This window comes from Ruminococcus sp. 8Y-12 (genome assembly GCF_058119865.1).
The window spans coordinates 671,967-687,213 of the sequence record NZ_CM176623.1; the positions used below are offsets into that span (position 1 = coordinate 671,967).

The window sequence follows — 15,247 nt, forward strand, 5'->3', positions numbered from 1 at the left end:
ATTACTTCTTTAAAAATTTTTTGTATTGCTTTCTGAGTTTTGTCGTAGGTGCTTTTATCACTGCCTTTTTATGAATATTTTTGAATGCCCCTTTGCCAACAGCGGACAGCTTCAGGCGCTTGGTCTTAAAGCAGATCGTTTTCAGCGTTTTGCTGTTTCTGAACGCATTCTTCCCGATCTTCTTCACATTTTTACCGATTGTGACCTTTTTCAGCTTGATGCAGCCGGCAAAGGCATCGTTCAGGATACTCTCCACATTGCTGCCTATTACTGCACTCTTTAATTTCTTATTGTTTTTAAACGCACTTTTTCCAACGCTTGTTACCTTGTAAGTAAATGTTTGATACTTCACTGTTGGACGGATCGTGATTTTGGCAAAGTTTTTTCGGACAGGTCTTAAAATTTCCACACTTCCCTGTGCCCTCAGCGTGGCCGCCTTCTTTACCTGGTATTTGAATTGGCGTGCTGTGAATTTAGCTCCCTTTTTCAATGGCGTTCTAACCGGTTTATCCGGAGTTATGGGTTTATCCGGGGTGATCGGTTTATCCGGAGTTATCGGTTTTGAGCTCAATTCTTTGATTTTTGCCTCAGCCTTAAGCAGCACGTCTATGTTCTTAATCAGCTCCTTTTCACTTGGCGTCAATTTGTCATATGCTCTCCTGGCATCCTCGACTGCCGCTTTTTTATCAAGGGTAACCTCGCCGATTGCGTTTATTTTATTGACTGCACTCTGTACCGCAGCGCTGGGGTTTACTGTCAGGGTAGCCATGACTTTCCCGCCTGCGGTGTGAGTGGATGTTTCTGCCGTGGTGAGTCCGATAGTAAATGTTCCCGTGGCAGTGACTTTTAATGTTTTCTTATCTGCTCCAATGACACCGGCGCCTGTTGGATTCCCGGAACTTTCAATACTGTAGGCAGGAGCTCCTGCATGATCGTCAATGGTGAACAATCCCCCTACTTTCGACAGGTCGATTGTGCCGCCGTCAGCGTTAAATGGAACGGTCGCCGCATGTCCACTGTTTGTCACCGGAGATTTTACATAATGCCGTATAAACTGCAGCGATTTGAAATAATATCCGCCTTCCGGGAATACAAAATAAATGTCTTGTTCCCCGGTTATCTTTGGAATGTCAAAAGCGTAGGGAACAAACGTATTCCATCCCCCCGTACTTGGAAAGTTCAGGGTGGCGATCACATCTCCTGTGGGCGATCCGCCGCGTATCTCAATCGGAGCATTCCCTGATAATTTGCTGCAGGTTAAGACAATCTGGTCCGCACCGATGTCGCCAAAATCAAACTTTTTGAATCCTACCCAGTCACCGTTTCCGATGTCGCCTAAAGCGTCTCCATTCTCGATGGGGAAAGCCTTACTGGAGTCATCATATGTTTTTGCCAAAGTATTTTTGTATAGATTCCTGCCTGTCTGCTCCTCTGCAAAGTTAAAGTTTATAAATAAAAAGTAGCCGTTCTTAAAGACAAAGTATAAATCCTGGGTACCCTTCAAAGCTGGCTGCGCCGGCAGATCAAAGGTATTGGTAACGCCGCTCGTCCAGCTGCCTGCCGAAGGAAACTCAAGCGTTGTGACCAGATCTCCGTCCGGCGCTCCCTTGCGGATCTCAATGATGGCTGCGGTTCCGTCATCAGCGCCATTACAGCCTGTCAGACTGATCTTTTTAGGCGCGGTCTCTCCGAAGTTTAAGTCTTTAAAGGCAATCCAGTCTCCGGGATTTATGCCTCCAAGGCCGCCCGCTTCCGGCGCCATAGACGCATTTAGATTGGTGCCGTCATTTTCAACCGCTGGCTGCTGGATATATGGATCATTTTCATCTCTGTCCGGAATGTCTGATTTTGTCGTAAAGGTCAACGCCCCGATGACTTGCACGTGATCTGTTCCGTTCTTTGTGGAAACCTGTACCTTAAACGTGCCGCCGCTTCGGTTGAACAGCACCAGCGCTTCGTTTGGAGAACCGGGTTTTAATACAACCGATCCCATTGATGTTGGATTGCCGTCTGCCCCCACAACGCTCCACTCAAGATCAGCCGTGGCTGCTTCTGCGGGAAATACATTCGCCCGTATTTTGGCAGTCGAATCCTTTTCAGGCAATACATCACTGCCCTCTGTCAATTCGAGGCTGATCTTTCTGGCGGGTACGGATGTGGAAGTCTGGCCGCTTATGGCGATATCCTGCTCCCCGTAAACACCCGATCCATCCAGGGCAGCTGCCCTGACCGTAACCTCACCGTCATAATGAGCCTTCAAAAGGCCCCCATTATCGATGGATGCGCAGGCTGCACCGGAGCCGGACTTATTCTCCACCGTCCATTTCACGTCTGTAACCGCCGCTCCATTGGGATTGATGCTTGCAGACATCTGAGATGTCCCCGATTTTGTAGTAATATCTTCACCCGATACGGTCAGGGAAGCCACAGGAGTGAACGCACTTTGATTCGTTATCGTCACCGTCATGCTTGCGCTCGCACCAGATCCATCGGCGGCAGAGGCCGTAACCAAAACCTTTCCGTTTTTGTAAGCTGTCAAAACGCCGTTTTTGTCAATGACGGCCTTATCTGTGGCAGTCACGCCATCTTCTTCTGTGACCGCAAAGTTCATTTTCTGATAATCTGCATTCACGGGTGAAACAGAGGCATTTATTTTCAGTTTTCCCCTGTTCTCGTCAATGGCGCTGATACCATCAATCCCTTCCACCTCGATTCCTGACACCTTCTGCTTATGAACAGCGCTGACCGTAACTGTGTCGGACTCTAAACCGGGCGAGGTGGCAGTTATGTTGATTTCGCCGCCGGTTCCGTCTGATTGAATGATCGCCATGGCCTTTCCGCTGAATAGTTTGCGCTCCGGTCCTTCGTAGGAATCAAAATCCACAGAATCGCCATTGTCAACCCCCACCAGCTTTCCGGCGCCGCTGACCTTAAATTCAACAATGTTGCGGGCATTTTCAACGGCAACGCCTTTTGCATCCAAAACACTTATTTCTACAAAAACAAGGTCTCGCCCATCTGCCGTTATCGTTGTACGGTCCGGTTTCATACTGACCTTTACAGGGTCGCCGAAAGAGGATAGCTGATCCGTAGCGATCACATTTCCATCTTCGTCGTATGCGACAGCCTTCAGGTTTGTCCCCTCATGGAAGACAACATCCCACTCCAAATGCAAAACATCACCCATGAGGTCAAAGTCCTGTCTGCCCAGAGATACGCCGTCTTTAAACAGCTCCACGCTGTCTGCGTTTGTGTAGGCCCATACCGGTATGGTATCCCCCTCGTTCCAGTCCCAGTAAGGGAAGAGGTGAAGCACAGGCTCATCGCCCCAGACACTCTTGTAAAAATAGAAGGCGTCTTTCGGAATGCCGGCGGTATCTACCGCGCCAAAGAAAGAGGTATTGTTCCCCCCAAAGGGAGAGGGTTCTCCCAGATAATCAAATCCGGTCCAGATAAATGATCCTAATACAAACTTGCGGTCCCTGTCCCATTTCCAGGCATCCTCTATGCCGTGGGCATATTGGAGCATCACACTGTTCCCGTAGGACGAACACTGCCTGTCCGGGGATGAGGTGGAATTTATTTCCGGCGGGAAATGATATATCCCGCGGCTCTGTGTTGATGAGGATGTTTCGGAGCCGTATATCGGCATGTCGGGATAGGCTTCATGCTGGGAGTCAAAGGATTCTCCCCGGTTGTAGTTGTAGCCCGCCGCCTCCACGATCTCGCCGCTGATCTTCTGAGCCGGTTTATTCGGATTCACCGGGTTGGAGCTGCTGGTCCTCAGAAGGTCTGTTCCGATGGTAGTAAACGCATTTTTGTCAGGGTCCTCTTCCCGGATATACCTGACCAGGTTCTCTGCAATCTTTATTGTGTTCTGGTCAGACCCCGTCTCCTGTATCTCATTTCCAATCCCCCACATAATCATACTCGGGTGATTGCGGTCCCTTCTCACCCAGGTTTTTGTGTCCTGTTCATGCCATTTCCCAAAAAAGCGGGAGTGGTCATTGGGGATCTTGCCCTGATTCCAGGTGTCGTGCAGTTCGTTTACTACCAAAAGACCCATGCGGTCGCAGATCTCCAGAAGTTCGGGGGTCGGAGCATTGTGAGAAAGTCTTATGGCATTAACACCCATGTCCTTCATAATTTCCATCTGGCGTTCCAGGGCGCGGTAATTAACGGCCGCCCCCAGGGCCCCCAAGTCGTGGTGCATACAGGCTCCTTCCAGCTTTATGTGTCTGCCGTTTAAGTAAAAGCCCTCGTCAGGGTCCATCTCTATTGTCTTAAAGCCAAACACCGACAGGTATTCGTCAACGACTGTGCCATTGCTCTTTATCTGTGTTTCCACCCGGTATACATACGGATCATCGATATCCCAGAGTCTCGGGGAGCTTATCGTGGTTGTCTGCGTATCTTTTACGATCTCCTGAGAAGCAATGTTTTGGGATGTCCCCTCAATGGTCTGGACTACCTTATCCTCCGCGTCAATAATATTATGTACAACGGTTACATTCGCAGCATACGCCGCTTTGTTCACTACTTCGGTCTGAATTTTAACCTCATCTACCCCGTCCGTACTGATATATGTTCCGTCGGGATTGACATGAACCGGATCTGTGACCGTCAGCCATGCATTTCGGTATATCCCTGAGCCGCTGTACCACCTGCTGCTTGGGCCGCCAAAATTGATTTTTATGGCAATAACATTGGGCGTATTGCCGAACTTCACTTTATCCGATACGTCAATCTGGATCGGAAGATACCCGTGGGGTGAAATGCCGTTGATGCGTTCTCCGTTCACATAGATCTCTGTGTTCATATAGATTCCGTCAAACCTGAGTGAAATATTTTTGCCCTCATCACCGGACGGCAGATAAAACGTATTGCGATACCAGGCTGTTTTTACCCATCCAAAGTACTCATGGGCCCTCCTGAAAAGAGACCTGGCGTCTGCATCTTGTATCATCCAGTCATGAGGCAGTTCAACATCCTGCCATGCGGCATCATTAAATGAAGCGCCGCCTGCGTTGTCTTCAAACATCGCAAATTTCCAGCCGTCATTGAAGAGCTGGCTGTTTTTGTTTCCGTTCCTGTAAGTGCTCCTGTCATAGACACCGGAAGTGTCGTCGTTCAATACACCGATGCTGTCAGAGGAGCCTTTTTGCGCAGACACCGTTAATGCGCCCGGAAACCCTGTCAGAATCAGGGCAAAGATCAGAGCCATGGACAGCGCACTTCGGATACTGTGGTTTCTATTTTTCTTCATAGCGTTATACTCTTTACCTTTCCTTTTTCTGCCGCTTAGTTCCATTTCCTTACCGTTGAAAATTTACCTGTTACATATCTGCCGCCTGCTTTTCGTGCGGCGCGCACTTTATAAAAATATTTCTTCCCTGGAGCAAGGCGGCTGTCCCTGTATTTTATCTTCTTTACGGTAGCGATCTTTTTATATTTCCCTTTTGCCGAAGCTGCGCGGTATACTTGATATCTGGTAGCCCCTTTTACTCTTTTCCACTTAAGCTGGCCCGCAGTGGATGAGCTCTTAATGACTTTTAAGGAAGATACCTTCGGCAAGGTCGGTTTGGCGCTGACTGTTTTTGACGCCTTACTTCTGATATTGCCTGTTCCTGTTTCATAGACTGCGTATACTTTATAATAATATCTTTTGCCTGTGACAAGTCGATTGTCTTTGTATCCGGACGCTGTGACTGTTTTTATTTTTTTATAATTTTTTTTCTTGCCGGCAGCGCGGTAAATCTCATAACCGGAGGCATGGTCTGCCTTCTTCCAGCTTAGGGAAAGACTGTTGTATCCCGCCGGTTTAACCTTCAGCGAAGCGGGCGCCGCTGGTACCACTGGTTTGATTTCCTCTGCTGGTGCAAATTCTGCTTTTAAGGTCCGTTCTCTGTTGACTGCAAAAGAGAATTGTGCATTCGCCGAGATTGGATTATTTCCTTCCAGCCAGCGTACAAAGCGGTAACCGGAACTTGGCATGGCCGTCAGGACCGCAGTTGCGCCATGAAAGTATACTCCGCCGCCCTTCACGCTGCCGCCTGTTCCTGCCCCGGCAGTGATCGTGTACTGCCTCTTCTGAAAGCGGGCTTCCAGTTTCCGTTCTTTCAGCACCCTGAAAGAGTACTTCTCATGATCCCAAACCTTGACACCGTCTTCAAACCATCCTTCAAAGGTATATCCCTCCATGGCTCTGGCCGTCAATGCGGCGTTGGCGCCTGTATAATAGCGGCCTGCGCCTTGTACCGTACCACCCGAACCTGCGGTTGCCCGGATCATCCATGAGATTCTTTCCCCCTGTTCATCGTCCCCGGTCCACCCGGTTCCGTTTCCGGCCGGCTCAACGCTGCGTTCATTCCAGATATCGCTTTCCCCTGCCGCATTTTCTGCAGTAACGGCAAAATAATAGGTCTGGCCTCCTTGCAGCCCACTCACGGTAAACTCCCCGTTAGAACCATCCTCTACCGTAATGCCGCTTATCTTTCTTGTATAGATTCCCTTTTCTCTGCCGTAGTAGACATTATAAGAATCTGCCTGGTCACTGCTGTGGAACCATAGCTGTACCTCGCCATCTTCATTTCCCGGCTGTTCCGCGTACAGCAGAGGCGATGTGGGCGTCTGCTCCATCGTAAAGGACCAGATACCACTCTCACATTCTGTGTGATAATTCTTTTCCTTGTCATAAGCGGTAACGCGCCAATAATAAGTCTTTCCAGGTTCCAGTCCATTCTGCTCTAAAATATACCTGTTATATATCATATGATTTCTTTGCAGTACAATATTGGACATATCCGGCTGGTCAGAGATCTCCAGTTTATAAAAGAATGCATTGGGACTCTCTTCCCATTCCAGTATGGCTCGTCCGTTTATATCATCCTCACCGTCTGCAGGGTAAACGAGATGGAAGGGCAGTGGACTGTTTCCCTCTGCTGCAGTGGTAAACGAGAGCTGTGGTCCGTTTATGGGACGTTCGCCGTATTGGTTCACTGCATATACCGTCCAGTAATATTTGGTGTTGTAATCCAGAATCCCGGAGGGTATCTTAAAATATACCTGGGAATTATCACCGAATTGGGCGGTTCTTCGCACACTCGTAATATCGCTGCGCTCAAACACACTGCTGGAAAAATCTTCATCCTCGGCCACTACCAGGCGATAGGACACCGGGGCATCCTCCGGAGAATAGGCCGGACTCCATTGCAGTTCCACCGTTGTGCTTTCATTTTTGGCTTCAGGGGAAGGTAAAAAGGGAGCAAATTGTCCGGGTACCCTGTCATCCTCTTTCACGAGCAGTGAGTATTTCACATCATTGGAAACCGTTCGGCTGCCGTTGGCATTTACTGCCGTTACGCTCCAATAATACCTCTCCCCAATGTCCAGTGAGCTGTCGGGAGTATAGCTTAATTCAGTTAAGCCTTCCTCCATAATCACTGGATCGGATAAATCCTTATTCTTTGACACAGTCAGGGTATAGCTCTCTGCCCCCCTGGACTCCGACCAGGTAAAGGTCGGCTGGCTTTCGGCTGCTTCTCCGTCATCAGGTGTTTTCGGGTGGAAGAATTCCGGCTTGGATCTGTCTGTTTTTACAATCACCATCCAGGCTGTATTCGCTTCCATGTCCTCCCCCTCCAGAAATAGTTCAATATCCTGACCTGCCAAAGCCGGGGTGAGTTCTCTTTGAAACTGCAGACCGTCATTTTCTTCGTCCACAACCTTATACAGATCCACCTCAATACCGCTGGTATCAAAGGGGATATTGTTCAGTTTAAGCGTCACAGGACCTGGTCTGTTGTCCTTGGCTACGATAACCTTGATTAATTCTTCCTTCTCATCCACAGAAACTGCCCCGGTAAAAGTCTGGTTATTGCCCGAATTTGGCACATCCACCTCTACATAATTTCCGGAACGGGACAGTTGGGAAAACATGTAGTACGTCCACCAGATACGGCGCCTTATCCCTGTATTTTGGTTCGTACCCTTTGTGTTGAGCAAGTCGCTCATGCCATTCCAGTTTTCGCTCTCCAGACAGCCTTTGACATTGTAATCCACTCCAACCCGCACTACATTTGACATGCTTCGGGCAAACTCTGCATGCTGGGGTTCGGAAGGCAGCGGGTCTCCGGTACCGGCATTGTTCTCTCCCCAGATAACGTATTTAACGTTGGCTTTTTTATTATCGTTTTTCAGATTGATGATGTGATCATACCAGCTCTTTAAGTCCGTATAATTTGCAAAGTATCCTCCCCACCAGAATTCATGCCAGGCAGGACCTTCTACTGTAATGTCGTTCTGTGCGGCATATGGTACATAGTAATCAGGAACCTCCCAGCGGAACAGGGGATCGGGACCAGTCGCCGGTATAAAATCCGGATACACTTCCCTTACAGCCTCCCACAGTCCATGATAGGTTTTTTCCAGCCCTGTCCAATATTCATTGGTCAGGTTTGTAAAATCCGGCTTTGCCCCGTGGTCTCTCATGTATAAGAGTATGTCTTTTACATACTGTTTAAAATCTGCGTCCTGCTCAGGTGTTTTCAGATGAGTAGTATTATAGGCGTCTACAGGTGTGGGGGGATTGTGGGGGGAGGCCCAGGACGGAGTCATCCCCAACATCATATAATATACCAGCCCGGCATCTTTTGCGCGCCGGTAAGCAGCAAGCGTCCTTTCCTTTATACTGCTTTCATAAGGATAATAATCCGGCGACAAATCACCGATTGCCTGGAAGTTCTGTACAGGAAGGGTCTCCCTGTTTATGATGGGGCCGAGCAAAGACATCCTGCTCTCCGCAACGTCAAAATTTGGTGTCAATATGTAGCCAAACATACTCGGGTTCACCGGCTTTGTGGGTTTGGAGCAATCTGCAATCAGGGTTAGCCCGCTAAAATTCCCTCTTGGGACCGCACCCCCCAAATCTTCCTCCGCACTCGCAATCCCTGCAGGTGTTACGGCAAAACTCAATGCCATGGCAAGCATTATGGCAGCGGCACGTTTTATAACCTTTCTCATTTTCTCCTCCGGAACGTAATTTACGCTCATGATGTGCAGCACTAGTGTCTTTGAATTTTTCCGGGTATAACTCTGCTGGAATTGCCCCTCATACTAAGGCAATTCCAGCAATATAAGCTCCCTTTACTTTACAATTCTAACCGTGCTTTTCTGTCCCTTCCTGCTCAAGTATTTCCGGTATTTCGCATATTTTTTCTTCGGTACCTTAATCTTGGCTTTGCCATTGATGCCTTTAAATGCGTTCTTTTCCACCTTCTTTAATACCGCACTATTGATATAGATGGTTTTTAACTTCGAAGCCTTATAAAATGCATTTTTCCCGATGGTTTTCACATACTTCCCAATCGTGGCTTTGGTGGCAGTCCTGCAGCCCTTAAACGCGGAGGCTCCGATCTTCGTTACCTTGAATTTCTTGCCCCCGATGCTGACGGTGCTGGGTACTTTGATGGTTTTCAGCTTCTTGCTTGTCACGCCCTTAACGGTCACTGTGCCTTTTCCTGCCAAATTTGCATTGGTTACGGTATATCTGTACTTTCCGGATACGTATGTCTTTCCTTTGCGTACCGTGATAGTAAAGGTTTTGGTAAGGGTTCCCTTGTAAGCCAGCTTTCCGGTAATGGTGACGGTGGCGGTACCAATTTTCACATTGTTCTTATATGCAACCGTGTAGTCTCTGTCCTTTACCAATACCTTTCCTGCCATCGTAACGGTAAAGCCCGGGGTCAGAGCCTTTCCGGTAAAGTTCTGAACCGGTATGGCGCTTACGGATGCTTTGGAGATATCCGTTTCTTCCACTTTCACTTCCGTGATAGCTTTATAATCTGCTTCCGCCTTCACCAATGTTTTATAGTGAAGCTCTAGCAGTTTCTTTTGCGCTGCATTCAGCAAGTCATACGCTTTTCTGGCTTCCTCAATCGCCGCTTTGCTCCCTGCTGTGATTGGAGTATTGATTTCACTGATCTTTCTGAGTACTTCATAAGCCTTCTCATAATTTTCCAATCTCTGCAGAGCCTTCATGTTGTTAAACAGCTCTTTCTGCTCCTGGGTCAGACTGCCGTACTCTTCACGAGCCGTCACAATAGCCTTCAGACTATCCAGCATTAACGGTTCGACTGAATCCAGGATTGCAACGACTTTGTCTACCGCCGCCTGATCCTTCAGAACTATAAGCGCTGCTTCTGCAGCCGTTATTTTACCACTGTTATTCGTTTTCTCCGCATCTACTATGGCTTTCTGTTCTTTTGTCAGAGCGTCATATTCTTTACGGGCTTTTTTCACAGCTGCTTCGGCTGATAGCGTAACCGGCGTGGGAATCGCTGCGATGAAGCCAATCACCTTCTTCGCGGCCGCCTGATCCTTCAAGTCTATAAGCGCTGCTTCTGCGGCTGTTATTTTGGAATTATTATTGGCCGGCTCCTTGTCCACTATGGCTTTCTGCTCTTTTGTCAGAGCGTCATACCCTTTGCGGGCAGCCTTCACGGCTGCTTCGTCTGCCAGGGTAACAGGCGTGGAAATGGCCGCTATTAATCCTATTACTCTGTCTGCTTCCGCCTGGTCTCTGAGAGGTTTGACAATAGCTTCCGCAGCCGCTATTTTACTGCCGTTATTTACCTCTTCCTTATCTACCACAGCTTTCTGTTCGCTTGTCAGAGCGTCATACGCTTCGCGGGCGGCTTTCACGGCCGCTTCGTCCTCCAGCGTAACCTCTTCCGGAATGGCTGAAATCAATCGGATAACTGCGCCCTCCGGCAGCTCTTTAAACTGCCACCAGTCAACATTTACCTGTCCATGAAATACCAGATATACATCATGTTTTCCGGTCAGCTTTTCAGGCAGTTCGATTGTGCATGTCTCATAGGTCTGCCAGCCGCCTGTCTTTGTCAGATTCAGGGTATAAGTCTTTGTGGCTGTCTCCTTATCCATGCTGTCAATCATCAGGTCGACTGTGATATCCGCAAGGTCATTTGGGATGGCATAGCGCAGATCGAAGTGGGTTGCGCCAAAGGTTCCAAAATCTGCATAGGCATATTTTACCCAGCTTCCCTCATTGATATATCCGATATGTCCTCCGGCCTCCGCAGAGTTATCAATTCGAACGTCTTTAGAATCGGTAAAGCTTTCTGCGTTATTCTGTGCATAAGGATTCCGGGAATTGTAGAATCTCCACCAATCCAGATTCGCCTGTCCGCTCTTATTAAATACGATGTATAAATCATGCCTTCCGGTCACGCTTTGTGTTATCATCTGGCTGTATACGCCATACTTTGTATAATCGCTGTTTCCAGGGTAGGTTACCGTTCCAACCAAAGTTCCCTCCGGACTATCCAGTCTAAGCTCGAAGGAACCTTCCGTATTGGCTCCGGAAGAGAGCTGTGCTTCAAAAGCAACCGGGCTTTCTTTGCCAAAATCCACATCAGCATACTTGAACCAGTTTCCTTCTTCAACATACTCTAAGGTTGTCTCGCCCTGAACGTTTTCGTTTGGATTGTTTGTCTCATCAAAGAGTTCTGCTTCATTGCGTTTGAATGCATTTCTGGGTTCTGCCTTTTTCGCTGCTGCTAAATCCAGGATTTCCTTGTTGCTTACTACGCCTTCATAGATGGTAAACTCATCCAGAAGTCCGCTGTAGAACTCTCCCTGGTTCCAGTCTGCTCTGGCAATCTTAAAGTCACTGTTATCGCCCAGGGTTTCTGAGATTGATTTCAGGGTTTCCGGCTTCTCGCTCTCATAAGCCTTTGTTCCATTTACATATACGGTCGTCTTGTTTGCTTCATACTGTACCAGTACATGCTTCCACTTTCCGTCATCATTTGCATAGATATCCGGTGTTTCTATCTTTGTATTAAAGCAGCGTTCAACATGTAACCCCTCAGGCTTATCCTGAGCGCCTAAATAATACAGGTTATTTGTATAATCATAGTTACTTTCTGAACCAAAATCCCATTTTCCGTCAGAAAATGCTCTTCTGATATTGTATACCCAGCCATAATATGTCGCTGTGCTGGAGCTCGGTTTACTGTAGTAAGAGACCGCAAAACTTTCCTTTCCGGTCATCAGGGAACTTCCGTCCGCTTTCTTTACATTCAGGAAACCTGTCTTATCTGTGCCATCAAAGGATAAGGATTTTCCACTGTTCTCTGAAACAGCGCTGTCATCAGAAAATGTCATCCCGCCATCCTGGCTTGGCTCTGCGACTACCTCGCCGTCTTTGCCGGTATAGCTAAAGCCTTCCGCCTCATCATCAAAGTCAAATTTTGCAAGGATACTTGCCGGCTGCGGATCAGGTTCCACACCCTTTTGTGTGAATGCAAAGCTCTTAATATTGATCGCGCCATTCTCCGGCAGTTCAAGGATAATGAATACATCATGAGTCCCTGTAAGCTCTGCAATCGCAGCTGTTCGCTTGATATATGGATTAAATCCGTCTCCGGTAACCTCCAGTGTGGCAATCGTTGTGCCGCCTGTAACATCCGTGGAATTGCCAAGATACTTCTCTTCAGGAATGCTTGCATCCTTTATTCCTGTATAGGATGCGTTTTCAGCAACAGTACAGTCCACTTTGACAATAATCTTGCCTGCACACGGTCCCTGGCTTCCCTGTGAGACTCCGGCTGCAACTTCCGCGATAAATTTATCCGCTCCCCTGGAGCCAAAGTTAACATCAGTGAAGACTAACGTATCTCCATTCGTTGTATAGCCTATGTTGGAGTTATTTTCCCATTTCATAGGCTGCGACTGAAAGTTCGGGTTTCTGTCCTTGTTGGGATATACGGCGTCAAATTCATTTGCGATTCGTGTCTCATATGGCCAGCCTGTGATGATTGGCGCCATAGGTGTCGCCTTGACAGTCGCTGCCGCACCGTTTCCGTCAGCGTTTACAGCGCGAACCTGGAAGGTATACTCTGTGCCATTTGTCAGACCTGTAAAAGTATGTCCTGTATTGCTGGCAGCATCTACCCAGCTTTCACCATTGTCACTGGATACTTCATACTTAGTAATAGCGCTTACATCACCACTGTTTGCAGGAGCCGACCATGAAAGTGCAGCCTCACCGTCACCTGCTGCTGCTGTAAAGTTTTGAGGTGCTGTCGGAAGAACCGGATCAGGGGTGTCATTCTTTTCTTTGAACTGCCACCAGTCAACATTCATCTGTCCATTAAATACTATGTATACGTCATGTACTCCGGTGAGCGGCTCGCCGCCCAGATCAATCGTTTTTGTCTCATATGTCTGCCAGCCGCCTGTCTTTGTTAACTCTATGTCATAGGTCGCTGTGGCTTCATTCGAATCACGGCTGTCAATCATCAGACTGATGCTGGTATCCACAAGGTCGTCTGGAATAGCGTATCGCAGATCAAAGCCTGCTGCGCCTAAATCTCCAAAATCAATGTTGGCATATTTTACCCAGCTCCCACTGTTGATCCATCCGATATGTCCCCCCGCCTCGGGAGAGTTCTCAACCCGAACTCCAGACTGTTCAGAAAAACCTTCGGCGTTATTCTGTTTATATGCATCTGTTAGTTCCACTTTTGTTGCAGCTGCTAAATCCTGGATTGTCTTTTCACTTACTACTCCATCATAGACAGTAAATTCATCCAGATTCCCGCTGTAATATTCTCCGGTATTATAGTCTGCCCTGGCAATTTTAAAATCACTCTTATCGCCAAGGGTTTCTGATAAAGTTTTCAGCGCCTGCGTGTTCTCACTCTGGGCAGTCTTTACTCCGTTTACATATACGGTAGTCTTGTTTGCTTCATACTGTACCAGTACATGCTTCCATTTCTCCCCGTTTCCAGCACTATTCAGCGTTTCCGTCTTTATATCATGACAGCGTTCAAGCAATAACCCATCAAGCTTATCCTGAACCCCGATATAATAGAGGTTATTATTAAATCCCCAGTTGCTTTCCGAACCGAAATCCCACTTACCGTCTGAAAATGCTCTTCTTACATTGTAGGCCCATCCATAATACTGCGCTGTGGTTGACCCCGGCTTACTGTAATAAGAGATCGCAAAGGTATTTTTGCCAGTCAGAAGCGGCGATCCGTCTTCCTTCTTCACGCTCAGATATCCGGTTTTATCTGTGCCGTCAAATGATAATGATTTTCCGTTCTCTACTGAAACAGCGCTGTCCTCTGAGAATGTCATATTCTCCTGGCTTGGTTCTGCTACTACCTTACCCTCCGTACCTGTATAGCTAAAGCCGTCCGTACTGTCATCAAAGGTAAATTTCGCAAGGATACCCGCTTCCTCCGGTTCCGTTTCTGCGAGTTTAAAAGAAGCTGTATATGTCACATCTTCTGTAATGCCTGTATCCGTACGGGATGCCTCGGTTTTTCCGTCACTCCATTTGTCGAAGGCATAACCCTGATTCGGCACAGCCGTAACCTCTGTGGTTGTTCCTGTTGTCTTGTCTATCTCCTGTACTGCGGTTCCACGAATGGTTCCGTTTTCACCGGCTGCGTATGTGACTGTGACCTTTTCCACCGGATCAGGGGTGTCATTCTTTTCTGTAAATGCAAAGTTCTTGATATTGAGGGCGCCAGCCTCCATTCCAAGTATGATGTACACATCGTGTACACCTGTAACGTTCTCTGTAATATAGGCAATTCTGTCAGCATAATCACTAAAATCATTACTGTTAAAAATAACTTCTGCAATCGTCGTGCCGCCTGTGACATCGTCTGCAAAACCAAGACACTTCTCCGTTGGAATGCTGCTGTGGGTAACACCGCCTATATAGTCTGCGTCCTCAGCAACCGAACAATCAATTTTGACTGTAATCTTTCCCTGTGTATCTCCGAGCTGACCTCCAGCTGCATTTGCTATAAAGCTTGCCGGTCCTTTATTGCCAAAGTCAACATCGTTGAAAACCAATGTATCATTGTTGCATGTATAACCTAAGTTGGTTCCATTTTCCCAACGTATAGCCGAACCTTCAAAATTTCTCATTTGGTTCTGATACACAGCGTCAAATTCATTTGCAGCTACTTGCGCATATGGCCAGCTTGAAACCATTTCCCCGCCTGCTGCGAAAGCCTGCATACTATTTACCGGAAGCATGCCAAATAACATGGCGGTGATTACCAAATACGAGAAAATCTTTCTGCCTTTTTCTAAAAAAGATTTTTTCATTCTTTTCATTCTTGTCCTCCTAATTTTTTCTCACTGTTTTGACGTAACCATTCTTGCCAAATCTCCTTTTTCCGTTTCTTCTTAAATATTC

At 47.5% G+C, this 15,247-nt stretch carries 3 protein-coding genes; all 3 read right to left on the reverse strand.

The genetic code is table 11. From position 1 onward, the window contains the following. Position 1 precedes the first annotated feature (1 nt). A complete protein-coding gene (locus AC0THY_RS02500; protein ID WP_489992893.1) occupies positions 2–5,266 on the reverse strand; it encodes a carbohydrate-binding protein in 5,265 nt (1,754 codons plus the stop codon). Positions 5,267–5,301: 35 nt separating this feature from the next. After that, complete coding sequence (locus AC0THY_RS02505; RefSeq protein ID WP_489992894.1) at positions 5,302–9,021, reverse strand: fibronectin type III domain-containing protein; 3,720 nt, start codon at positions 9,019–9,021, stop codon at positions 5,302–5,304. A 123-nt stretch (positions 9,022–9,144) separates the two neighbouring features. Next, a complete protein-coding gene (locus tag AC0THY_RS02510) occupies positions 9,145–15,165 on the reverse strand; it encodes a carbohydrate-binding protein (protein ID WP_489992895.1) in 6,021 nt (2,006 codons plus the stop codon). Positions 15,166–15,247: the final 82 nt, after the last annotated feature.